Consider the following 22,520-nt stretch of genomic DNA (forward strand, 5'->3'; position numbering starts at 1 on the left):
TGATCTCTCACCAACCACAGCCAAGGGGGCTGCATGGCTGACAATGAAACCAACACCACTGCACGAGTTTTCACCGACGTGCGTGACTTCCCCATCCATGTGTCCTACATCGATGAGAACACTCGCATCTGGTGGGCGCCATGGCGGGTGTGGGACGGTGCGACCGCATTGCTGGGCCTCACCCTGACGATATGGGCGGCATACAAGAATTTTGACAGCGGCCATTCTGCGGTGGTGGCGGTCACCGGCCTGGGGATCACCGCAATTCTGACCGCATGGGCGCGTCAGATTCCGATCAGCAGACCAAGCCCGACATACCGAATCATGTGGTTGCTGTCGTGTGTTTTCGGCACTCAGCAGCGGGCAGCAGCCAAAGGCAAGCGTGACCCCTGGCTGTCACCACCCATTGCGGTGATCGACAATCTCATCTTCACCAAGGGTGGGGTGTACGCCGAATTCCTGATCACCGGCCAGCCAGCCGGAATGATGCCGTTTGGCGAGAAGCGTGAAATCGCTGAGAGACACCGGCCTTTGGTCCGCCAGTTGCCCTCTGGGTTGGTGTTGTGGGGCGTGTGCGCCCCGCTGAGCCCGCAGCGCCTCAAGCGGCGCATGCTGGCTGGCAAGGCCCACAAGGAGGCGTGGGTCCGTGAGGTGAGAGCGTGGGATGCTCTGCTGGAGTCACAGCCCAACGGTGCTAACCGGCCACCCGAGGACGGCTCCCAGGGCGTGCCCACTGAGATCGAGAACACAAACGATGGAGCTCAGCCGGCCTCGCTCATGTTCTACGAGCACATCTTTGGTCTGCGGGTACCGGTAGACGCCGGCATGGCAGGGCGCAGCGGCGCGGGCGCCGTCGCGAAGGCCTGGGATGTCGTAGCTGGTCGCGATCACGACGACCCCCAAACGCTGGAGGCCTATTCAGAGGTCGTTGAGTCCGTTCTCCGCCAGATCCCCGACGAGTTCGAGGCTCGGCCCGCGACACCCCGGCAAATCCAGTGGCGCTATCACCGACGCTGGCGCCTAGGCGCGGACGCCACACCCTTCCCGCACGACGATGACGGGCCGCGGCGGCTCACTGCTGCGGACTTCACGGGCGCGCCCGTGGAATTCGACGAGGGCGACCAGCGCACGCGCCGCCAGTCCCGCTCGTGGTTTCGGCGGCACCTGCCCTCCATGAAGCGCATCGTGCGTCTCGGTAGTGCCGACGGCGCGCAGAGCTACCAGGCTCTGCTGCCCGTGCAGGAACTGCCCCGAGGTGGTCTGGCCTACCCCGGAGCGGAGTACCTGCTGTCTGCCTATGACGTTGATGTCGACGCCGACGTCGACTGGGAGCATCACGTGACGGTTCGGTCGCGGGAGAAGGGCATCAACCGTGTCGACCGCGCGTTGCGAAATCTTGACGACCAGGCATACCAGCGCGGCGGCCGCCGGGCCAGCACCACAGACCTGGAGCAACGCTACGAGTCGGGTGAGGATTACAACGCTCAACTGCAGTCGAGCACGCTGGAGCGTGAAACCGAGTGGACCACGGTTATCGCCGTGGGATCCACCAGCGCGAAGGCGACTGAGCACTCGGCTCAGCGGTTGCGTACCCACTTCGCCGAGGAACTGGAAACCACGCTGGGTAATCCTCGCGGGGCCCAACGGGCGCTGTGGCAGCTTGGCCATCCTGGCAGCGAAAACCGTGCACCGCGCAGTCAGTTCTGCCAACTGACAACGACCGAACACTGGTCACGGTTTGCCCCCTTTCTGTCCAGTGAGCTCGGCCATGAAACCGGCATTCTTCTCGCCGAGAACCTGGCCACCAGGCGTCCAACGCCGGTACTGCTCGACATGGAGGGCACTACCGAGCGGCGCGGAGCCCCCGGCATCTTGTTTGTCGGAACGTCCGGCGGCGGCAAGTCACAAGGCAGTAAGCGTGTCGTAGACGGTCTGCTCAAACGGGGTTCGCAAGCGTCGATCATCGACCCAGGAACCATGCGCGAGTGGGAGGCCGCACTGGCCCACCATGGCGACCGCGTCGTGGCCATCGACCCTACGGGCGGCAAATGGTCACTGGACGGGCTGCAGCTGTTCCCCCGGGAGAAGGCAGCCGAGCACATGCTCGACCACTTGTTGCCCATGATGGGTGTGGCACCCGATGACGATCTGGCTGACAAGCTCCGGTACCTGCTTCGGCCCGACCGCCGCGTCGCCGAAACCATGGGTGGTGTTTTGCGCTACCTCAATGATCTCCGAGGCACCGAGAAAGACGAATATGCCCGGCTGACAGCCAAACTCAACTCGTGGGCGTCCGAGGATTATCTGCGGGCGGTATTTGACGAATCCCTCCCCGCACCGCCCATCCGCGAGAAAGATGCCGTGATCTGGCTGACCTCCGAGCTGGAGCTTCCCAAGACCGGTGACACCGACCAGCTTCACCTCTATCAGCGCCAGACTCGCCGCGCCCGCGCTGGCCTGGCGATCTACGGCATGATCGCCTCACTGACCCGGTTGACCTACACCGGAGCCAACAGGCCACGACCCGACGCGTTCGGCTGGTTGGTCGCCGAGGAGGCCCGCACCTATCTGACATCGCCGGTTGGCCGAGATGACACCCTGCGCACGGCCACCCAGGGCCGCAAAGAGCACTACGGATTCATCGGCATCTCGCAGCACTTCGAGGACTTCGAAGGAATCGGCGCCCAGAACCTGCCGATGCGCATCATCACGCCTTTCAAGCCCACCGAGCGTGAGTACGCACGCGAAGCGTTCCGAAAGCTCGGGATCGATCCCGATGAATATCCCGATGTAATGCGGTTGCGCACTGTCGCTGGGCACGGATACGCCTACTTCATCGATGATTTCGGCCGATGCGGGCTGGTTGATCTTCTCCCGCCGGTGCAGCCGGAACTGGTCACCGCGTTCGACACGCGTTACCTGCAGGAGCAGGCCACCACGGGCGACATCGCGGAGGTGGCCTGAATGAGAGAGCTACTGGCCGCTTGGCTCTACTGCCACCCGCGGGTGCGTCGGATGTGGATTCTGGCGCAAATGATGTGGGGCGGCTCACTGTTGGCGGTGATGACCGCACCGAGCGCTGCCGCCGCCGGTCTTAGCGCCACATGGTCGTGGACCGGGCTGCACGACAGCTACGGGATTCCGATCGGCGCGCACTTCGTTTCCGTCGTTCCGATGGTTGAAGCGATTCGAGAACAAGGCCCCGAGTTCGGTGCGGACCCCAGCACATGGGGTCCGGCGATCGCGTCCAAAGTGGGGACCGCTCTGACCTACACGCAACTGGCCTCGTGGCTGGCCGTCGAGTGCGCGATGCTGACATTCATTGTCGCGGTGGGGCTTTGGGTCATCAAATTCGCACTCTCGACTATCTGGCTGAAGTGGCTTGCGGCGATCGCTGAACCGATCCTGGCCAACATCAGCGCGCTGGTGAGTCGGATGTACATCATCCCGGGCATGTTCCTGATCTGCACCGCCATCGGGGGAGTGGTCGCCGTGACCACCGGCTTCGGCACCGGGGCGGGGATTATTCTCGGCGGCTGCTTGGTGATTGCGCTCATAGCGCTGCTACTCAACAATCCCGCCGAAGACATTGCCGGTGACGGCGGAGTGCTGGGCATCGGACGCAATCTTGGGCTGACCTTGTCTCAGAGCTTGGCCAACAACGGGCCAGTAGCGCCAGGGGGTAGCGACGCACAGCTGGACCGCATGATGTCATGGTTCGTCGATGTGCTTGTGCGACAGCAGATTCAACAGATCAACTTCGGCCAGGTCATCGACGACATACCGGGCTGCGCCGATGCCTACAATCAGGCGCTGGGAACCGGCCACACCGCGGCGCCGGCACACGCGATGGGCACGTGTGCACCCTCAGCACTGGCCTACGCACAACAGCTTGACGCTCTGACTGTCGGGCAGTTCGGCTTCTTGATCCTGGCCATCTTCGTCGTCGTCTGCGCGATCTGCTACGTAGCCTGCGAAGTTATCCGGATCGGATTCCGCGCTTTCTGGAACCTGCTCGTGATCCTCCCGGCAAGCGCACTCGCCGTAGCACCGGGGCCTCAACGACAGTTCGCTAAGAGAACCGCTGTCAAACTCGTCGTCCACGGCGTCGAAATGATCGTCGCTACCGTGGGTTTGGGGATCCTGATTCTGCTTCTGGCACACATCACCCGGGGCGATCTTCCAGGCCTAATCGGTATGACACACCCCATGGCAAAAGTCATAGTGATGCTGCTGGTCGCCATATTCAGCGCCATCGGATTCCGGCAACTGCTACACGGTTTCGGCGATCGCGGGCTCCCCGGGCCCATCCGCGGTGTGCGATTCGCAGCCAGAAGTGTATCTCGCGCCAACACAGTCGTCCGTGAAGGTGAGTACGCCGGACGCAAAGTTGCCGATCTACGCTCGCGCGCAGCCGAGAGGCGGAAAGCCCGGCTTGCCAACAGCGCAAATGAGTCCAACGCCGGCCCGAAAGCTCCAGGCCGCAAGGGCCATCCCACGCCAGCTTCTACTCGTCCACCCTCAACACCGACACACGGCAGCGCTACCCGGCCCGGGTCCTCGGGTCCTGGACGCAACTCTGGCCCATCGAGCAGTCCGGCAACCGGTCGGCCAGCACAGCAGGCGACAACCGGCGGCGGGAAGGGATCGGCTGTAGCCAAGACAGCCAACGCAGCCAAACTAGGGGCGAAAGTCGGCGGCCCGCCCGGAGCGGCCGCGGCCGCCGGCGCCACCGCCCTGCAACAGGGCGCATCGCGTCTGCGGGGCACAGGCAAGCAGCGCGGCCAAACCAATTCGCCCGGACGCGGCGGACAACAGCCGCAGAGCACGTCACCCACTAGGGCTGATGCGCCTCCTGCGCAGCACAACCCGCCGCCCGGCAAGCCGCGCCCACCCGTCGATCCCCCGGGTCGCAGCGGGAACGGCTCCTCACCCGCTCGATGACAGATCTCAAGGAGTACGCCATGACGATCCCTATGTACCACGCGCCGATGCATTTCACAGCGAATCACATCGACGCGAGGACCGCGCGCCCGCTGGTCGAGTCACCCGCCCGCCCGCGCTGGCACTGCCACAATGCGGTCTCGATCAGCGCACCGAGCATGCTGGCCAATCCCTTTGACCCTGGCCGTGACGCCAACCCAGCGGACCGCCTTGGAGCCCTTGCACGGTATGCCGTCTGGGTCGCGGGTCGCCAAGACAGGCTAACCGCGATCACCAACCTCACAGGACGTGATCTTGCTTGTCGATGCCCGATTGATGACACCGCGTGCCACCGCAACGTATTGCTCGACCTCGCCAATCCACCGGAAAGCCCCTACCAGCCAGGAGGGCGCGCCATGGCTCTGACACTGCGTCGCCCCTGGGCATCGCTGCTATTGACTCCGCAGGCCCTGGGCGGCAAGAACATTGAGAACAGGACCTGGTCCACCGACTACCGGGGCCCGGTACTCATCTACTCCGGGACCCGCATCGACGCGGCCGCCACGTCGTACATGACGCGCGCTGGGCTCGACGCGAACTGGCACACCAAACAACAGGGTTGGTTGGGCGCCGCAGTGCTCACCGATGTTCACCGCGCCGAGCATCACTGCTGCAGTCCATGGGGCGAACCACAGCGACGTCGCGACCGCCCGATCTACCACTGGGTGTTCGCACACCCGCACCGACTGGCCGCACCAACCTGGGGCCGCGGCTTCGTCGGGCTGCAAAGCCGCCCATGGTCGGTCCTCGTCCGGCCCAGCGCCCTGCGCACCCCCAACCCGACGCGACGGCCCGGGCTCACCACCACAGGAAGGAAATGACCTCGTGACCGAACTCGACGATCTGCCCGCCCAGCAGCTTCTGGCCGCTTCACGCTCAGAATCGGTGCGCCAGCGCAAACAGCGCGACAAGCTGTCCAAACACATCGACATCCTCGATGACATCGACAGCGGCGTAACCCTGCCGCAAGGGCCGGCCATCGCAGAGGTGGCAGCTTTCTTTCACGTCCCTCAGGTACGCATCGCCGCACTACTGTGGTCACACCGCGACGAGTTCCTGGGCGACGGCTGGCGACCCGAGAACCCATCGCGCCCGACCCACGATGTGTGGTCGCCGCGAGCTGTCGTCCGCGCGGCGCTGCTGCTGGATGCCAACCTTGAAGACGAGGCCATGCATGTCGAACAGCGGAAGTTTAAGCCAAGCCTGGTAGCCGCACAGATACGGTTCCTTCTCGGGAAGTCCTCACTCCCACTGAAGTACTCCACCGATGCAGCCCGCTCCCGCCAGTGCAGCGCACTGTTCGAGAACGCGATGCGCATCGCTGAGCACGTCCACAATGAGGGATGTCCGGGACCTCTATGGGCCGAGCTACAGGAGACGGAACGCTACGACTTGCAGGCCCTCGTGGTGGCGTTAGCGGCGTTGGTACCGATTGACCAGCCAGACGTGACCTCGTGGCTCAAAGAACTTGGCGCCTCACAGGGACAAGGTGGCGCTGTATGGAGGGGACTGGCGCGGCTGATCCCACAGCCCAGCGGCCTCTACCGGCGCCGGTCACTGGGCAACACCCGCCGCCGCAATCTGAGCGAGGATCGGACGGCCCGCAGCGCATGAAAGTCACCGAAAGCACATGGGGGTATCGGCGATGACAAGCGCCGATACCCTCATGCTGCGCCGCAGACTCCTCCAGGAGCTGCGCGATTGCCCACATCCGGTGTCCACTGAGCAACTGGCACAGCGTATGCCGTGGAAGACCGTGCGCAGCGACGACAGCTGCGCAGTCTTGCAGTGCTCATCATCACCCCGCGAGGGAATCCGAATTCTCGAGTGCCACCGCTCGTGGCATGTCGTTCAATATCCGCGAACCGCCTCGGGCTTCAACGGAATCTACCGACACCTGCGAAGCCTGGAAGCCCAGGGCCAAGTACGGCGGGCAATCCGTGAGGGCAAGCGAAAAGTCCTATGGGCCTACACCGGCGACCCGTAAACCACTGTCCCTCTGCGACACCCGCGAAACGGAGAATGCGCGATGCGACCCCAGCCACACACGTCCAACGGGCTAATACTCACACGATCTTGCGCCGTCGTTGTGACCTTCCTCGTCGGCACCTTCAGCTTCATGCTGTCCTTCCACGCGCTACGCGACCTGGGCGCCAGATCCCACATACCAGCCGAATGGGCCTGGATGTGGCCGGCGATCATCGACGGAACCATCCTCTTGGCCACACTAGGAGTAGTTACCCTCGCATCCGCCCCTGAGCGCCAACACGACCGCAGCTACTTCTGGAAACTGCTGATCGGCTCAGCCACGGCCAGTATCGCGTTCAACATGATCCACGCCTACCTACCCACCGATGCACCCCTGCCGGTGGCGCTGAGCGCGTTGATTGCGGCAACCGCGCCAATCTCTTTGCTACTCACCACCCACGGCCTGGTCGTCCTCGGCCGCAAGAGCACGCCCACCGCCTCTGATATGGACACACCATCTGGCGAAGCAGAATCGGACAGCGCCGAACCCGATGACGATGAGCCCTCACGGGAAACCCGGGACTCCACGCCACACAGAGCGCACGGCCGGCCACGCAAGCAACGCGCTATTGACGTGCGCGACTACGCCCGCTGGAACGACATGGCGAGCGCGGTGATTGCACGCGCACCCATTCACGGACTCAATCAAACCCAGGTCGCCACAGCCCTATATCTCAGCTACGACAAAGCGTTTGGGCAACGCGAAGTCGGTGAGGAACTCAAGATCAGTCACAACACAGTTGGAAAAATCGTCAACACCTGCGCTCAGTTGATGCGCGAGGGGCAGGTCATGGTCGCCGAAGCGTCCTAAACCCTAGTCCACTGCGGGCGTGCCAGACGTAGCCGCCTCTAACTCAGGTGCAGGTGCGGAGTGATGACGCGAGCGATCTGGTCGGTGAGCTCTAACGGTTCTTCGGGTACCGCACCCCAATTGGTGCCGCCTTCCGGCAGTGTGCCGGCGACGTGAAAGTGTGTGTGCGGGATGGTTTGGTGGGCGGGCGTGCCGTTGTTCTGCCACACGGCGATGCCAGGTCTGGCGTAGGCGGTAGTGATGGCGTGGGCCGCGGATTTCACACCGCGGGCCAGGGCAGCGAGCTCGGCGTCACAGAGGTCAAGAATTGATGGGCGATGGGCAATGGGGATGACAAGTAGATGGGGCAGGCCGCGCTGTTCACGGGTGACAAGCACAGCGATCTGCTCGGTACGTGCCGCGATCGTGAAAGGCCGACGGCCGGCGAGGTAATCGCAGAACGCGCATGCCGCGGTGTCGGGCATGTCGAGGGCGGACGCTTCGGTCATGATGGCCTCAATGAGGTCAGAAACGCCTGCAGTTCGAGCCGATCGAGTTTGTCATAGTCTTGGGGCCGCAACACAATTCGCAATTCGTCGCACACTCGGTTGGTTCGTGAGGCGAACATGAATGACAAGATCGTGAACCGCAGCGAGTCTTGGGTGGGTACGACGCTTGACAGCCGTGACATCCCTCCGCCGATCACCGGCATACATACTGTTCGGCCATTGGCTGTGCGCGAGATGGCTTCCCACAGTGAGTTGAGGCTGATCCACAAACCGTCGGGCGTGCCTTGGGCATTGTTGTTCTCATCCATTTTCGCGTAGGCGAGGAAGTACAGCTTGCGTGTCGGATGGTTAAGGACGGCGACCGTGCCGAGTGGGTATCGGACGGTTTTGCCGGGTTTGGCGATGTCGCCCGCCGGTTCGGTGGAGGCGAGCGCGGCCGCGAGTTCGGCGTCTAGTCTGCTGACGTCGTTGTCATAGAGTTTGTCCAGCGCGATGCCCTGCAGGCTGGTGCGTTCGATGATGTGCGGTGTTTCGGTATCGAAGGTGTCGCAGGTTCCGATGACAAGGTGCTCGTCTTGCTCGAAGATGTCCCCTCTGACGATGCGGATCGTCGTATTGGGGGTGTTGTAGGTTTCTGCGATGGGTCGTGGCCACGACCAGACGACCGCCAGGATTAGCCCGGGCACGCACAGGATGACCAATAGCCGTCCCCACCAAGGATGTTCATGCAGGTTCCAGATCCAGTCCGAGACTTGGCCGATCGAGGCGATCGCACCAACCCAGACCAGGGTCCGGGCGCCGGCCTGCTTCAGGAATCGTCTGCTCTTGAGATCATTGAGCAGGGCGGGGCTCATATGCCCAGGTCCGAGTAGACGTGGGGCTCGTAGTAGTGAGGCCCGTTCTTTCCCGATGCTGCGTAGGCCGGCGCGTAGTGGTCGAGGGCGTACTGAATGATGGCCGGCTGGAAGGACACCGACACCGTGTAGTGGTTGGCGTCGATGAGTGGTTGCGGAATGACCGAGGTATCGATGGTCCGCTTCTTGTTGAGGTTCGCCACCACAATGGGCAGGTCGAACTCGATCGCGAGTTTGATCTCATAGGCCAGGAACGACGAGCCGTTGCCGCCCTTGTATCTGGCGGTCGGGGTTCCGAGCAGAACGATCTGTTTGGCGTTTTTCATGCGTTCGCGCAGTCTGCCTCTGATGGTCTCGGGCAGACTGGTGTCGCGGGCGATGAACAGATCGTGGGCGTTGAAGAAGTTGAAGTCCATGTTCTCATTGCTGCGCCACGCAGTCATGAGGCGGTAGTGCAGAATGTCCTCGCTGGCGAAGGCGACATAGGTTTTGTTCCGATAACTCACGACTGAGACCCCCTCGTACGCTGATCACGCCATCGCGCGACGGCGGATACATCATCACGCATAACCAGCGGCGCGGTGTCAGGTGGGGCACATTCGGCGCCCAGGGTGTCGAGAATTACTTGCTTCGGAATCCCACTTACGTCTGGCCAACCGCAGACTCAGGTCTCAGACGGTTTCTACGTCGAGGAGACCCTTGCTGTAGGCCGCCCCCGCTCCGGCGGACACAGTTCCGACGGAGCGGGGGAGACACCGTCTCCACTCAGTTCCGCCGCGCCCGACTCACCAGCAGCGGGATCAGACGGTCCCTCCAAGTCGGGATGCAAACATGACCACCAGATATGCCGCCGTGCGCGAACTCCTCCCGATACACGTTCTCGGCCGATTCGATCCTCAGGTCCACACCCACGACCAAAGCGAAGGCTGTGAGGAGCAAATTCTCCAACTCCGTGTCGCCGTCAGGCAGGGGAACACTGACCAGACGCTGTCGGATTGCCTCCCACACGTACGGATCGCCGCGCAGGCCCCAATGCTCTGGGTGCTGCTCGAACAGCTCATCCACTGTCATCGCCGCATCATGCCAGGCCCCCATCCCCAGACTCACCGCGTCAGCCCCAAACCCACGCACGCACTACCGTTCAGGAGGAGCCGGTTGCCCAGTTCCTACTGCCAGTGAGGAAGAACATCATTTGCCAAGGGCAATGATTGGCGTGAGGGCGCGGTCCCGGGAGACTGGTCAATCGTGAGCTTCGTTTTCGAGGTCGAGGACTGCACCGTGTGGAGCCCAGCCCTGCAGGTCGGCGACCTATACGTTCGATTTCTCGCGCAGGTCGCCGATCTGCTGGGCGTTCCGACCGGGCTGAGTGAGATAGCAGCGGACTACTGGCAGATCGACGCCGGTACTTTCGAAGTGTTCGTCACGGCCATGTTTGAAGCAAACTTCCGCAGCGCCCACCAAATTCGGCGCGCGATGCTGGAATCGATTCTCGCTCCATCAGTGGTCATTCTCGATCGAATCGACCGCCCACTGTCTGCAGACACATCAGAGAAGCTGGCTTTCCTCGAAAAGGCGCGCACCCTGTCAATGGCGCGATGAAAGCCCGCCCGGCGCAACGGTCCCCCACCACAGAAACTTGCGCCCTGAGGGTCTGAGATTTCTGTGCGGCCAAGCACCACGTGCGGGTATTAGCGTTGTAGCCATGTTTGAGACAGCCTGCTCATCGGCACAGTGCCGGCAGTCGGTTCACCGTGACGCGACGACGGCGACCCTGCCGCTGCAACGAGGCGCCGAATGACCAGAGTGTCCTACTATGCGCATGTCGGAGGCGGCCGGTCACTGACCGACCCGACCGCCATCATCCGGCGCACCGCGCCAGCGGTTGATGAATCATTCCACCGAGACTTGCATTGGCGGCCAACCGAGCGTCTGCGCCGCTACTGGCTCGGCCACAACGACGACGACGTTGACGAGATCACCGCGGCCCAGGCACATGCCATCATGCGCCGGTGGCGAGTTGAGGCAGCCGAGAAGGCTGGCCGGTGGCCGCCGGTCGGCGCGAACCCTATCCGGTACGACCAAACCGGCCTACACGGCCGGCTGGCAATGCTGCTGACCGATCTGCCGACCAACGATGCTGGGGTGCCGGTAGATCTGCCGCGCGGCACCACGCATGTGGAGATCATCGAGGACACCCCCAACGCCACATTGACGCTGCAGGCCCATCCCGTGGGTGAGGCTGGCCGTGTGGTATTCATCGACCACGCCCAGCTGGCGTTGGTCACCGACGACCAGTCCGAGCAGTCGTCATCGTGAGCAACACGACCGACACCATCATCACGGTGATCCTGTTCGTCGCTCTGCTGCCCGCCGTCGTTGTCGCATTCGCTGTCGGCTTTCACCTGATCATGCTCGGAGACGGTGCATCACCGGATCGCCCACGATCGGGCTGGGGCGTGATGATCGGCGTGTTCGGCGTGCCACTCGTGGCGACGGCCACCTACCTCGCGGCGGCGATCCTCGCATGGCTGACGCCCGGACCCACCTTCTACATCCCGATCATCGCGCTGCTTATAGGAACGGCTGCTGTCGTCGGCACCAGCGCACTCGCGGACTGGTCTGTGAAGCATCTGTAGGCGCGGCCAGCGTCAGCTGCCTCGAACGAACCCACTACCCAAGACTGCGACGGCTCGCGACCGACCGACTGACCGAGGAGATTTCCTGCTGTGACGAACCCCGACTTCGAGATGCGACGCCAGAAGATTCTGAAGCGCCGACGCACCATAGGTGCCAGCATCCTGGTCATTTCACCGATACTGATGCTGTTCGCCCTCAAAAGTTTCGGCATGTCATGGAGCACCGCGATCTTCCTGAATCTCTTGTGCTGGATGGTGGTCCTCGTCCGGTGGCGCCTACGGGAGGGCACATGGCCCTGGCACCAATACCGTCGCTAATGGCGGCATGCAGGTAGCGGCTGGAGTGGCCCGGGGGCGAAAACGCTGCGGAAGCTCCCGGGCTAGTCTCGTCGAGGATTGAAAGGCTGCCGCATCCTGCACCAAGATTGGAACGGCAGCTTTTCCCGCCCCGGTGTGGTCGCCCTGACCGAGGTGACCGAGGACCGCCGCTTTAAAACGCCTCCACGCCAGCGTCTCTAATTCTGGTAGGTCAGTCCGTGGCGCCCTGTCGAGCAGAATGGGCATGGATCGTCGCTCTCAGAGCCGTACTCAACGAACTGTGCCACCGCGCCGACGACAACACGTGCAATGTCGGGGTCAAGCGCCGGCAGTGCCGCGTGACCGAGCGCGTGAACGGAAGCCAGCAGCGGGATGTCGCTGCCGGCGCTGCCAGTAAGGTCAACGGCAGCACGGCCATCGACAAATAGGGTGTAGGCATTGTGCTCGGGAAACCCCATATTGAGGCGCAGGACCCACCACGCTCCGCGGTGCTCCGCAGCGTACGGAAAATACCGGTAACCCGTTCGCTTCCATGACGGTCGCGCGTACTGGTCGATCACGATGCCAATTCCCATCTGCCACACGGCGGCCAGGCAAGCGCACGAAGCCTCGCAGTATCAGCCGACCTCTCAGCCCTCAGTGAGAGGGTCGCTGAGCGTGCGCCTCACCGTAAGCCAGGGGCCTTGAGTGCTTCTAGGGCTTGAGCCAGTGCGGATGCACCGGGGTCTCCCACACCTCGTCATGTCCCACCGACCACCCAGTGGCGGGGTCTTCGGTCGAGATGTCGACACCGTCGCTTAGGTGCGTGACTTTGGTGATCCGGACCCACTGGTGGTGAGGCTCAACCTCTTCGAGGCTGGGAGGTAGGCGGTCCCCGACTTCGAGCTGATCACAGCGCTCCACAGGCCAGATCCGGCCGCGATCGTCCCTGACGACAGCGGCGCTCTCGGCTCCCCAACGTTGGTATGCGGATTGGCGTCGCATGCCTGTCGCATTGCCAATGTCAGCCCAGCTGGCGCCCAGCAACCGTGCTACGGCCACACTTCGGTCCCGTGCGCGTTCTGCTTGTTCGATGAGCGTGGTGTGCCTTCGCAGTTGTGCTAACGCCGCTGACGGCCAGAGGTGTTCGTCCCATGTCGTTCGTAATTCGTTGGTGTCGACGACGCCAGCATCGGTGCGCCGCTCGATCCCTGGGTGTTTCCATGTGCATGTGCACGCGACGCGCAGCCCTATGGCGCCGGCGTGATCTGCTGGATTCGCCGGCACTTGGTCAAGGTGCCGCTCGTGGCCATCCGGTTGTACGGCGATCAGGGTCGCGGTGTGTGTGGTGCCGTCATCAGCGGTATAGCTCCACGTCATTTGTCTGCTCGATTCGTTGGCCAGTTGATGTTGGGGCCATGCTACCGAGAGGCGTCAGGATGTCCTGCGCCACGCGACCGCGTGTCAGGTATTCCTTACAGGGACATGCCGCGGTCGTCGCGCCGCTCGTGTTCACGGGTGTCTGCGGTGCGCCAAACCATGTTGTGGACTCGGTGGCTGATGCGGTGTGCTTCGCGCAGCCGTTGCCGCTCGTCGATCGCGTCGCAGACCTCAGGTGGCAGGACGTCGGTGTTGTAGTGGGCCGCTTGGTCGAGTACCGGTTGGAGGTCGAGTTGTTGGGGCCGTTGCGGTGCCGTGTTGGCCTCGACGCTGAGCGTGGCCGACCAGGGCAGGTCTTCGTGAAGCAGTTTGAGCAGCGCTGAGGAAGGCGGTGGCGGCCAGCGTGTTTCGCCGGAATCGAGCAGCAGCACGGTGGCGCCGTGGCGTGCCGCGTGTTCGGTGATGTCGGCGATTGTCGAAGGCTCAACGTCGGCAGCCTGGTCGATGACGACGAAGGAGTTGGCGGGCAACTTCCAGGTGCCCTGGGTCAGGTTGTGCTGGGTTTGCTCGACAGTGGCGATCGTATCGGCGACCTCTGCGGTCTCGATGCCGCTAGCGGTGCTGTCAGTGGGCTGGCACCACAGCACTTTACGGTCGCGTGCTGCTGCGGCGGCGTGCAGAACGCTCATCGCGGCCAGCGCCTCGTTGCGGTCGCCGGCGTGCACCGGGGTGAGGGTGAAGCCATTGGCTCCCAAGCTGGTGACACCGCGGGCTGCCAGCGGGGGGAGGTGTTCGGTTGCTGCCGGTGAGAGTGTCAGCGAGCGCTGCGGGTCGTAGTCGCCGGCCGACCTGAGCACCGACAGTTCGGTGCGCAAGGCATCCATACGCTCGACAATGTGCTCGGCGCTGCGGGTGTGCGCTTCGGCGAACGCTGCGGCAGCGCTGGATTCGGCTCGGTCGAGTTCGGTGCTGATGCGGCGGCGGTGGGCGAGGGCGGCCTGCAGGGCCGCTCTGTCGGCGTCTTCGGCCTCGCGGCGGGCGCGGTCGACGTCTTCTCGGGTCACGATTATGTCGGCGCCTCCGGCGGCGTGCGCACGTGCCTCGATTGCGGCGGCCAGCTCTGATTGGAAACGCTGGGCAGGGCTGGTGGCGGGCAGGGCCATGGTCGCCAGGCGAAGTCCTGCTTGGGCTGATGCCAAATCGAGCGGATCTGCGCCGGGATCGGCCTGCAATTGAGCGATCTGGTCGCGGGCCCACGAAACACGTTGCAACGCCTCTTCGTAGGTGGCTTCGGCGTCTTTCCAGCGTCCAACAACTTCGAGGACAGCCAGTTGATACGGACGGTCGGCGTCGGCGCGGGCCGCAAGGCTGCTGAGCTTTTCCGCTGCGGCGAGCACAGCGGGGCCCTGGCCGCCGTCGATGCGTGTTTTGAGGTGATGAACGTGGTCGTCGGCGGCGCGCCATGCGGTGCGCAGCTCGGCGACGTTGGCCAAGGCCGGAGCAAGTGGCCGCGCCACAGGCCTTTCGGTGGCGAGGTCATCGAAGCTGAGGCCGTCGAATGCCGCATCGGACCAGTGGAGCTCGTAAAGGGGATCCGGTGGGAGTAGTTCGTCCAGATCGGCGGGGTTGAGTTCGATGTATCCGAGGCGCTCGAGCAGATCATCGTCGTCGAGTACATGCTCGTCGCCGAAGCTGGGCGGTTGCGGTTGGTGCGGGTCGGGGTGGTGGTGGAGCAGTTCCTCGAGTTCGGCCGGGGTTGGCGGCTGCTCGGCTGGTGCGGGAATGTGATCGAAGGGATGGGTGGGGGTGAAAAGGTCGATGGAGTAGGTCAGTAGGCGCGCGTATTCGTCGGCGCGTAGTGGTGGCTGGTGGTCGGTGTCGAGCAGGTGTTCGCGGGCGACGTGAAGCAGATCAGATGGTGTCCAGCGTGCCGGGTCGGCGGCGTTGATCGCGGCGACCAGGCCCGGGAAGGCGGGGTCACCGGAAATCGCTTCGGCGAGTGTGGAACCGAAGATGGTGTGCAGGTCGGGCAGCCAGGCTGGGCGCAGACCCGCGTGGGGAAGTTCGAGGGCGGCAGGGGTGAGTGTGCCCGACAGTCGCCACCACAGTGCTGCGCCTGGCATTTCGTCGGGCAGCGGACCTTGGGCTGCGGCATCGGTGAGCAGTTGGCGCAGATCCACGCCGGTGCGTTCGATGGTGCTGAGGTGAGCAGACAACTGCGGCCAGTACGGGTCTCGCCGCACGCGAGGGTCGATCTCGTCGACCAGGGTGTTCCAGCGGCCGGTGGGTTGTCCGGACAGTCCCAAGGCTTCGTTTGCACTGGTTTCGAGGCGGCGCTGGATGTGGCGCGTGCGGACCTGGTATTGCGGTGGGCCGGCGACGCGAGTGTCTGCCTCGTCGACATTGTTGGCTGCCCGGAAAACTGCCAGTTCGGCAACCAACCCGGGTTTCTTCGCGATAAGGGGGCGCGCCCACGCGGGGGCGGTAGTTGCGTCCCAAGTTTTCGCGGTGGTTCGAATGGATTCGGCCAGCGTGGAGACCAATTGAGCACGGGCCGAAAGGCATTCGCCCCATTCAGGGTGATCTTGGAGTTCTTGAGGTATTGACGGCAGCCATCGCAGAGGCCCAACACCCGTGGAGTGTTGCCCGCTGTGGTCTAGTCGCCAATCCAACACCGCAGCAACATCGGCAGCGCTGTCGAGTTCGCGTTCATTAATGGCGGTGGAGAGCCGCTCGTGCGGATCATCGCCCATTAATTGCAGCAGTGCCAGGTGCTTACGCAAGACCGGCCAGGCAGGATATTCGGTGAGTCCGGCGTAGATCTGTGCGGCGTGGCTCTCGATGGCCAGAACGGCGGCGGTGCCGATGAGGTGTTCGGCACCGGTTCCCAACGCGTCGGCGTAGCGGTCGGCGGCTGCTCCCAGGCGGTGGAACGGGTCGAGGACCTCGCGGGCTTCGGTGGTGGCCGAACGTTGAGCACCGTCGCGGGCGAGCACGCGGGTGAGCACATCGAGGGCGGTGTCGGGATGCAGGGCCTTGGTGGTCAGGACGCGGTGGGGGTCATCTTCTGCGGTGGACAGGTAGATGTGGGTTTCGTCTTTGGCACGGCTGGCGGCGACGTAGAGCTGCTGGCGGGTCAGTGTCTCCGAGCCGACGATGTGGCAGGTGCCGGTGACCTTGCTGGTGCCTGCGGTCGCCCCTTGGGTGGTGTCGATGGTGGCGGCGTAGCCCAGGGTGACGTGCTGGCGGACGTACCATCCGGGCAGCGTGACGGTCTGGTTGGTGTGCAGTTGGGAAACCGTCAGGCTGCCGCGTGTGCCGATTTTGGTGACTGTCCAGCGGTAGCCGTTGCGCACGAAATCGCCGCCGCCCCCGAGCCGCAGTCGGCGGTTGTTTTCGCGTGTTGCGACGACGTCGCCGACGGAAGCGTGCAGTCCATCCGACAGTTCGACGACTTCGCCTTGGTCCTCGGATAAACCGCCTCCGGTGGCGTTGAGGCGGTCCAGACGTTCCAGGCGGGCCCGCTCGTTGAGCTCTGCGACGGTCTCATTGGTGGGTGCCAGAAGAAGCGAATCCCATCCTTTGGCGAGGTCTGCACGCCAGCGCTCGAAAGCGGTGTCTGCGGCGGTTTTTTCGGAGGCTACGTGGATTCGATTGTTGTCGGCGTAGTAGGCCAACGCGGTGGGGTCGCCGTCGCGCAGGGCGAGTGTGACCGCGGCTTCGGCGCGCGAGCGGAACCGCATAACCTCGGTCAGGGTCACCGATCCGGCAGTGAGGGCGACATCTCGCAATATGCCGCCGGCCGAGATGGAGGCGAGCTGCCTGTCATCTCCGATCGTTCGTATGCTCGCGCCGCGCTCCTCGGCGATGCGCTTGACGGTATCGAGCGCGAGAGTCCCTGTCTTGCCGGCTTCGTCGATGATCAGCAGGGTGTCAGGGCCGATGGTGTCAAACCACGTACGTGCAGGGTCATCGACTGCAGCGTCGATGTTGCTGTCGAGCCAGAGGAGTTTGTCGACGGTGTCGGCGGGGATCTCGATGCCTTGTTCGTGCATGTCGTTGCGCAGGATCTGAGCGGCACTGGCGCTTGGGGAAAGGCCGATCACGTTGCCGCCTTCCTCCATCCACGCGCGAGCCAATGTCGCCATCGCAGTGGTCTTCCCGGTGCCGCCCGGCGCCAGAGCCAGCGCCAAACGCGCCCCGGAACTGGCCATGTTGCGGACCAGTGCTTCTTGGCCGTCGTTGAGAGTTTGGCCGCGCGCTTTTTGTTCCAATAGCGCCAGTTCGACGGCCTCCTTGCTCACTCGACGCCCGTCAAGACGCTGGGCGAAGGCAATGATTCGCCGTTCTGCAGCCTTGATTTTCGGGCTGGTGAACAGTGCAGTTCCGTGCGTGCTGTAAACGCTGGCGCCGTCTGCTCGGCGTAGCGCTTCGGGTTCACCGAGGTCAGCGTCGATGTCGCGGGCGTGGGCCACACTGTGTGGCTCGCTGAGCGCCGCGGCGGCGATCGCGTCGGCCACCGTGTGGTCGGCAACGATCGAGTCATGCTTGCGCACTATGCGCAGCGCCTCGGCGTAGACGTGAGTGCGCTGCCAGGTCGAGCGCGCGCCGGATACGACCTCGATCACCGCGGCGGCTTGGTCGTTGATCCACTCGGCAGTGACCTCGGGTCCGGCTTGTTGGCGGCCGGACAAGACGTTGGCCAGCATGGCTGTCAGTTCGTCTTGGCCGCCGAGGTGTTCAACGACTTGGGTGTGCCACTGCTGGCGCTGCTCAGCGTGCGAACGCGGTTCGTGCTTGGCTTGACGTGTTTCGAGGGTCGCCCGCTGTGACAACGCAATGGCTTCAGGCGTCGTTGGTTCGCGACCATGGTCACGTTGAAACTGCTTGGCCAGTTCGTAGTATCGGTGCTGGATCGCAGCACGCCGCGACGACATGAGGTCAATGAGGCTGTCTGGGATACCGACGATTTCGCGGACCGGACGCTTGCCGCGGACCTCGCTTTTGCGTTCGGCATAACCGATGGGAAGCCCTTCGATCATGTAGCCCTGAAAGCGGGTGTTGTACACCTCAGAGGCAGCCACCATCGACTTGAAAATTGGCCGGCCATCGAGTGCGAGCCAGCGGGGGATCCCGTCGGCGCCTGTAGCGCGAACCTTGCCCGAGACCGCCACGTGGGTGTGCAGATTAGGGTCACCGGCGCGACTGTCTCGATGCGTAAATGCCGCTGCGATGAAGCCTTCAGTGTCGATCTGCGCGACGCCGCCGGTTCCGATTCGAGTGAAGGCTGCGTTGTCTTGCATGAATGCCAGTGCGTCGTTGACGGCACGCTGGTGGCATTCCTCGATAATCTTGGCGATCGGTCTTGGTGCTACTGCCCACAGCACGCTCGCGCTCTTGTGGGGCGTGAAGGTGAAGTCGTATCCCGCTACGGAGGTGGTCTTTTCGCGGGTCTCACGGGCGATGAATCCTGCCAGTTCGCGGCTGCCTGCTGGTGGGCGCCCGTAGGTCTCGGTGAACATTTCTGTGGCGATCGCGGTGCGCATTTTCGCCCTGATCTCTTCGGCGATCGGCGCGTTCCAGTGCTCGGCTTGGCTGAGGTTGTGATCGCGGTAGGCGATGGCCAGGCGCTTCTGGAGTGGGGACTGCCCGTCGTTGATGTGAAAGGGGCGTCCCAGTTTGACCGCTTCGAGTGCAGCGTGTTTCGGAGTTCCTTGGGCGATCAGTTCTTTGACAAGGGCCGCGGCGTTGGGGTGCAGTCCGAGGCCGAAGATCGCCTTCATCTGATCTTCTGTGACTTCCGAGCCGCGCTCGACAGTCCAAAGATCCTCACCGGAGACAACCATCGGGTTGCGCCCTTCAGGGGCAGTCAGCGACTCCATGCCCCGGCCGATCCATCGGCCCGGCGACTCTCCCTTTTCGGAGTAGTAGGAACTTAGTGAAGTCCGGCCCTTGTCGGTGCCGTCGGCAGCGGCCACCTGCCGGATGAGGTAGAGGTAACCATCCCCGGCGGTGAGCTTGTGTCCGCTCATCATGGCCGCTTCACGCACTCAACGCTATGGCCGCGGGCTGCATCCGTTGTGTTCGCTTTGACCGCAGGTCAGCAGCGGGTTGTTATCGAAACGTGACCTAAGTGCAAGAGGTGTGTGGGACTTGAGCAGGCTGAAATGGCAGGGGCAAGGGCACTGGGATTGTTGAGAGGGCAGGCAGAACAGACAGGTGTAGAGGGTGGATGGAGCAGCCAAGCGAAAACAGAAAAGTCATTGGGCAGCTTTAAGATCCGAATATGGAGAAGACAACGAGCAAAAAGCTCGCGCGCGCGCAGATTTTGGAGCGCCAGGCCGCCGCGGCGGCCGAACGCAAGGCGCGCGAACGACAGAATGCTGAGAACCTGACCGAGTTCGTGGTGGCAACCGCTAAGGCCGAGGGGGTCAGCAGGTGGCTGGCCGAACGTATCGAGAAGGCCAATCGAGACGCGGAGAAGCGCCGGCGAGCCCACATGGTGGAAGCCGGAAAAGCGCTGCAGGCGATGCGGTTCCGGGGTGAGACTATCCGCAGTATTGCCGCAGAGGCCGGCGTCACGACAGCGCAAGTGCGCGAGTACTTGAAAGTGGCGGCCGCCGACGGCGCGACGCACACTGCGGAAGCCACCGTGTCAGAACCCGAGGACGGCTCCCAGAGCGTGCCCACTGAGATCGAGAACACAAGCGATGGAGCTGAGCCGGCCTCGCTGACACTGGTTACCCAATAGTCAAGCGCTTGTACGTAGTAAGCTAACGGCGAGGACCAAGACGGTGGGCACGAAAAATGGTGGCAGTCGACGGTGGGAACCGCTGCCCTTAACGGTGGACCCGAGCGCCGACCGGCGAGAGATCGAGCGGTTTCGATCCAAGGTCATCACGGGCCCACGCATTGAGGATTGCGCCATCTACACGGGAGCGCTAAGCGAGGGATACGGGGTGTTCGCGATCCGCCGCGATGGCCGCGTTCGGATGGTGCGAGCAGCGCGGTATGCGTTGGCACTGGCCCTCAACGGAGAAACCCTGCCCGCTGATGTGCGAGCCTTACACCAGTGCGACAACCCGGTATGCGTGCGCACGGTCAACGCGGGAGACATCGTGAGCGGACTGGCGTTGCACGTGGTGGCCGGGGACCAGCGCGAGAACATGACGCGCATGGCGCGTATGAAACGCGGCGGTGGCCGCCCGACCATCGTCCGGCGTGGAGCTGGTGTGCATGAACGGGTTACGCGCGCGTTGGCGTTGCGGGAAGCTGTGCGCCATGGATGGGATGACCAGGCCGTCGCAGCGATCCTCTTGGGTTCCTCAGAACCGACGTTGTGGTGAGGTAACGCGACAGGTGATCTGCCATGACGGGGAGCATGGGCCCCTTGGGCACGTGTTCCTATTGGGCTGGATCCGGGGTGAGTTGATGGATGTTGGTGTTTCACCACACTGGTGCCACGGAGTGGCACCAGTGTTGCATCATTCACAGCCCAGATCACAGTCCGAGGACTCGATGCGCAGCGACAGCGCTTCGCGCAGTTGGTCGAATTCGGACTTGGTTGGCACAGCCAGGTTGTCCAACCAGTTGCCGTCGGTGTCCTTGATGTCAAGAACGGCATAGTAGTCGCGACTGCCCGCAGCGGCCTGGTCGTTCATGTCGCCGGAAAACGCTTCGTGGGGTAAGCACAAACCAGCTTCTCTGAGGCGGCCTAGAAGCGCGTGGACAGCGTGCTCGCCTGTCGCTTCGAGTGTGGCGGTGTAGGCAATCGCGTCGCCGTGGCAGCACCCGCGAAATGCTCCGAGCGAGTGGGCTTGAAACGCCGGAGTCATCAGCATGTCTTTCGTTTTCAAGACCGCGGTCGAAACGGTCATCGATTCATCCTTTGACAACCCGCGAATCGAAAGTTGTCCGTGCCGTTCGCGGTGTTTGATCGGTCGGGTTCAGGGGTGGTCGAGACTGCGGTAGTAGGCATCGGCCATCTGAGACAGAATCCACACCGTCAGCTTCGGGTCAGATGGATCTGCGGAACTGTCGAGATACCCATGCAGCCAGCCATCGACGATGTACTCCTGCCGGATCCAGGTGGGGAAGTCGTGAATCTGCAACTGGGCCAGTGTGGACGCGGCGCGGTCGAGCTGCTCATGGTCGATACCGTTGGCGGCCGCGGTGGCATACACGTCGGTCACAGCTTGATCATCGTCACGCGCGTTCAGCAATTGTGCCGCGAGCTCAAAGGTGTAGGGCCGGTTGTACGGCGACATCAGGTGGTCCTCTCGTAATCGGGTTCGATCGTGGCGTTGCCGGCAACCATAGGTGTGCGGGCCTTCTCGTCAAGCTGGATCAGATTGAACTGGGCGTGGGCGCTTCGACTGGGTGTAAGAGCGTGTAGGTAGGTGTCGGTGACTTTGGCGTGTGTCTGCAATGCCTCACGCGCGGAGTCGAAGTCGGCGTGAACTGTGATGGTGGTCGCGTCATGGTGGGCGATGCGCAGCCTGTGCATGGTTGGCCTGGTCCATTCAACGGGGCTCGCCAGTGGGGGCGGACTAACGGTCATAGAGGGTGAGTTGCGCTGCGGCGCGTTGGGCGTCTTCGTGGTTGTCGGTGCGCGCGGCGTAGATCGCGAATTCGAATTCGTAGTCGTCGATGTCTTTGTCGGTCCAGCGCTCGGGGTAGACGCTGCTGTCGCCCCCCGAACGTTCAGGGCAGTCTTGCGGACGTTTACCGCCAGGGCACCCAAAGTCTCCGCAGGAGCAGAACGGCCCGGAGAGTTCTTCCCAGGAGTACGTTTGGCCATCGTCGGTGCCGGAGGCCTCGTCGTCGAAAACACCCAGGATGATCTGGTGACCGCGAAGCATAGGGCCCCACGGGTCGCTACCGAGCGCAACGGTCGACCCATCGGCTACGGCCCCTGGTTCAGGGGTAGTCATGCCGAAACCGCCACTGCCCCGCCCGCCAACGTTGCATCTTTGACTGGTGGACGGTTGATATTGAGTGATGCGGTATTCATTGATCTCATCTCTCCTTTGGTTGTGGACAT

The 22,520-nt window shown here is 63.3% G+C and carries 21 protein-coding genes and 1 pseudogene; 11 read left to right on the forward strand and 11 right to left on the reverse strand.

Going from position 1 to position 22,520, the window contains the following annotated elements:
- The first annotated feature begins 33 nt into the window (after positions 1-33).
- The 6 genes and pseudogenes from AC4ELH_RS09430 to AC4ELH_RS09455 all read left to right on the forward strand — a co-directional run bounded on the left by AC4ELH_RS09430 (position 34) and on the right by AC4ELH_RS09455 (position 7,822).
- Positions 34-2,964, forward strand: coding sequence for an ATP-binding protein (locus AC4ELH_RS09430; RefSeq protein WP_498884215.1), 2,931 nt, complete (start codon positions 34-36; stop codon positions 2,962-2,964).
- A 99-nt stretch (positions 2,965-3,063) separates the two neighbouring features.
- Positions 3,064-4,944 carry a hypothetical protein gene (locus AC4ELH_RS09435; RefSeq protein WP_498884217.1) on the forward strand — a complete coding sequence of 627 codons (1,881 nt, stop codon included), beginning with the start codon at positions 3,064-3,066 and terminating at the stop codon, positions 4,942-4,944.
- Between the two features lie 47 nt (positions 4,945-4,991).
- Positions 4,992-5,291, forward strand: a pseudogene (locus AC4ELH_RS09440) (DUF4326 domain-containing protein); the annotation flags it as partial.
- A gap of 48 nt (positions 5,292-5,339) precedes the next feature.
- A complete protein-coding gene (locus tag AC4ELH_RS09445) occupies positions 5,340-5,804 on the forward strand; it encodes an ASCH domain-containing protein (RefSeq protein ID WP_409552839.1) in 465 nt (154 codons plus the stop codon).
- Between the two features lie 4 nt (positions 5,805-5,808).
- Positions 5,809-6,597: a hypothetical protein gene (locus AC4ELH_RS09450; RefSeq protein ID WP_409552745.1), complete on the forward strand. Its 789-nt coding sequence runs from the start codon at positions 5,809-5,811 to the stop codon at positions 6,595-6,597.
- Between the two features lie 475 nt (positions 6,598-7,072).
- Positions 7,073-7,822, forward strand: a complete 750-nt coding sequence (locus AC4ELH_RS09455; protein WP_409552746.1) for a DUF2637 domain-containing protein — start codon at positions 7,073-7,075, stop codon at positions 7,820-7,822.
- 38 nt (positions 7,823-7,860) lie between these two features.
- On the opposite strand, the gene AC4ELH_RS09460 is transcribed toward AC4ELH_RS09455, so the two are convergent.
- The 4 genes from AC4ELH_RS09460 to AC4ELH_RS09475 form a co-directional block, all read right to left on the reverse strand.
- Positions 7,861-8,310 carry an HIT family protein gene (locus tag AC4ELH_RS09460; RefSeq protein WP_409552747.1) on the reverse strand — a complete coding sequence of 150 codons (450 nt, stop codon included), beginning with the start codon at positions 8,308-8,310 and terminating at the stop codon, positions 7,861-7,863.
- Positions 8,307-9,164 (reverse strand): macro domain-containing protein, encoded by an 858-nt coding sequence (locus AC4ELH_RS09465; protein ID WP_498884220.1) that lies wholly within the window; start codon positions 9,162-9,164, stop codon positions 8,307-8,309. Before AC4ELH_RS09465 ends, AC4ELH_RS09460 begins: the two co-directional genes overlap by 4 nt.
- Positions 9,161-9,670 carry a TIR domain-containing protein gene (locus tag AC4ELH_RS09470; protein ID WP_409552749.1) on the reverse strand — a complete coding sequence of 170 codons (510 nt, stop codon included), beginning with the start codon at positions 9,668-9,670 and terminating at the stop codon, positions 9,161-9,163. The genes AC4ELH_RS09465 and AC4ELH_RS09470 overlap by 4 nt, the downstream gene beginning before the upstream one ends.
- A gap of 259 nt (positions 9,671-9,929) precedes the next feature.
- A complete protein-coding gene (locus AC4ELH_RS09475; RefSeq protein ID WP_409552750.1) occupies positions 9,930-10,235 on the reverse strand; it encodes a hypothetical protein in 306 nt (101 codons plus the stop codon).
- A 174-nt stretch (positions 10,236-10,409) separates the two neighbouring features.
- Here AC4ELH_RS09475 and AC4ELH_RS09480 point away from each other — a divergent pair, with 174 nt between their 5' ends.
- From AC4ELH_RS09480 to AC4ELH_RS09490, 3 genes are all read left to right on the forward strand, one after another.
- Complete coding sequence (locus AC4ELH_RS09480; protein WP_409552751.1) at positions 10,410-10,763, forward strand: DUF6086 family protein; 354 nt, start codon at positions 10,410-10,412, stop codon at positions 10,761-10,763.
- Between the two features lie 195 nt (positions 10,764-10,958).
- On the forward strand, positions 10,959-11,480 hold the full coding sequence (locus AC4ELH_RS09485) for a DUF7161 family protein (RefSeq protein ID WP_409552752.1): 522 nt from the start codon (positions 10,959-10,961) through the stop codon (positions 11,478-11,480).
- Entirely contained in the window at positions 11,477-11,800 is a 324-nt protein-coding gene (locus AC4ELH_RS09490; RefSeq protein ID WP_409552753.1) for a hypothetical protein, read from the forward strand. Before AC4ELH_RS09485 ends, AC4ELH_RS09490 begins: the two co-directional genes overlap by 4 nt.
- A gap of 515 nt (positions 11,801-12,315) precedes the next feature.
- Here AC4ELH_RS09490 and AC4ELH_RS09495 read toward each other — a convergent pair.
- The 3 genes from AC4ELH_RS09495 to mobF form a co-directional block, all read right to left on the reverse strand.
- On the reverse strand, positions 12,316-12,693 hold the full coding sequence (locus AC4ELH_RS09495) for a hypothetical protein (protein WP_409552837.1): 378 nt from the start codon (positions 12,691-12,693) through the stop codon (positions 12,316-12,318).
- A gap of 118 nt (positions 12,694-12,811) precedes the next feature.
- Positions 12,812-13,102 carry a hypothetical protein gene (locus AC4ELH_RS09500; protein ID WP_409552755.1) on the reverse strand — a complete coding sequence of 97 codons (291 nt, stop codon included), beginning with the start codon at positions 13,100-13,102 and terminating at the stop codon, positions 12,812-12,814.
- 470 nt (positions 13,103-13,572) lie between these two features.
- A complete protein-coding gene (gene mobF, locus AC4ELH_RS09505; RefSeq protein WP_498884223.1) occupies positions 13,573-19,509 on the reverse strand; it encodes a MobF family relaxase in 5,937 nt (1,978 codons plus the stop codon).
- A gap of 254 nt (positions 19,510-19,763) precedes the next feature.
- Between mobF and AC4ELH_RS09510 the strand changes: the two genes are divergently transcribed.
- Positions 19,764-20,228, forward strand: coding sequence for a hypothetical protein (locus AC4ELH_RS09510; protein ID WP_498884225.1), 465 nt, complete (start codon positions 19,764-19,766; stop codon positions 20,226-20,228).
- Between the two features lie 43 nt (positions 20,229-20,271).
- The gene (locus AC4ELH_RS09515) at positions 20,272-20,823 is read left to right on the forward strand and encodes a hypothetical protein (protein ID WP_498884227.1); all 552 of its coding nucleotides are present in this window, start codon (positions 20,272-20,274) and stop codon (positions 20,821-20,823) included.
- 138 nt (positions 20,824-20,961) lie between these two features.
- Here the strand turns inward: AC4ELH_RS09515 and AC4ELH_RS09520 are convergent, their stop codons facing one another.
- From AC4ELH_RS09520 to AC4ELH_RS09535, 4 genes are all read right to left on the reverse strand, one after another.
- Positions 20,962-21,354, reverse strand: a complete 393-nt coding sequence (locus AC4ELH_RS09520) for a hypothetical protein (protein WP_409552759.1) — start codon at positions 21,352-21,354, stop codon at positions 20,962-20,964.
- A 69-nt stretch (positions 21,355-21,423) separates the two neighbouring features.
- The gene (locus AC4ELH_RS09525; protein WP_498884229.1) at positions 21,424-21,744 is read right to left on the reverse strand and encodes a hypothetical protein; all 321 of its coding nucleotides are present in this window, start codon (positions 21,742-21,744) and stop codon (positions 21,424-21,426) included.
- On the reverse strand, positions 21,744-21,983 hold the full coding sequence (locus AC4ELH_RS09530) for a hypothetical protein (RefSeq protein WP_409552763.1): 240 nt from the start codon (positions 21,981-21,983) through the stop codon (positions 21,744-21,746). The genes AC4ELH_RS09525 and AC4ELH_RS09530 overlap by 1 nt, the downstream gene beginning before the upstream one ends.
- 43 nt (positions 21,984-22,026) lie before the next feature.
- Positions 22,027-22,520, reverse strand: a 494-nt coding sequence (locus AC4ELH_RS09535) for a hypothetical protein (protein WP_498884231.1), incomplete at its 5' end; no start/stop codon positions are given.

It is taken from the genome of Mycobacterium shunyiense (genome assembly GCF_058270075.1).

What these genes read in the sequence shown, in the direction of transcription:
- AC4ELH_RS09520 (WP_409552759.1), bottom strand. Translation starts at nt 21,354, where the DNA reads ATGACCGTTTCGACCGCGGTCTTGAAAACGAAAGACATGCTGATGACT.
- AC4ELH_RS09500 (WP_409552755.1), bottom strand. Translation starts at nt 13,102, where the DNA reads ATGCGACGCCAATCCGCATACCAACGTTGGGGAGCCGAGAGCGCCGCT.
- AC4ELH_RS09460 (WP_409552747.1), bottom strand. Translation starts at nt 8,310, where the DNA reads ATGACCGAAGCGTCCGCCCTCGACATGCCCGACACCGCGGCATGCGCG.
- AC4ELH_RS09510 (WP_498884225.1), top strand. Translation starts at nt 19,764, where the DNA reads ATGGAGAAGACAACGAGCAAAAAGCTCGCGCGCGCGCAGATTTTGGAG.
- AC4ELH_RS09435 (WP_498884217.1), top strand. Translation starts at nt 3,064, where the DNA reads ATGACCGCACCGAGCGCTGCCGCCGCCGGTCTTAGCGCCACATGGTCG.
- AC4ELH_RS09475 (WP_409552750.1), bottom strand. Translation starts at nt 10,235, where the DNA reads ATGACAGTGGATGAGCTGTTCGAGCAGCACCCAGAGCATTGGGGCCTG.
- AC4ELH_RS09495 (WP_409552837.1), bottom strand. Translation starts at nt 12,693, where the DNA reads ATGGGAATTGGCATCGTGATCGACCAGTACGCGCGACCGTCATGGAAG.
- mobF (WP_498884223.1), bottom strand. Translation starts at nt 19,509, where the DNA reads ATGAGCGGACACAAGCTCACCGCCGGGGATGGTTACCTCTACCTCATC.
- AC4ELH_RS09485 (WP_409552752.1), top strand. Translation starts at nt 10,959, where the DNA reads ATGACCAGAGTGTCCTACTATGCGCATGTCGGAGGCGGCCGGTCACTG.
- AC4ELH_RS09430 (WP_498884215.1), top strand. Translation starts at nt 34, where the DNA reads ATGGCTGACAATGAAACCAACACCACTGCACGAGTTTTCACCGACGTG.
- AC4ELH_RS09465 (WP_498884220.1), bottom strand. Translation starts at nt 9,164, where the DNA reads ATGAGCCCCGCCCTGCTCAATGATCTCAAGAGCAGACGATTCCTGAAG.
- AC4ELH_RS09445 (WP_409552839.1), top strand. Translation starts at nt 5,340, where the DNA reads ATGGCTCTGACACTGCGTCGCCCCTGGGCATCGCTGCTATTGACTCCG.
- AC4ELH_RS09530 (WP_409552763.1), bottom strand. Translation starts at nt 21,983, where the DNA reads ATGCACAGGCTGCGCATCGCCCACCATGACGCGACCACCATCACAGTT.
- AC4ELH_RS09525 (WP_498884229.1), bottom strand. Translation starts at nt 21,744, where the DNA reads ATGTCGCCGTACAACCGGCCCTACACCTTTGAGCTCGCGGCACAATTG.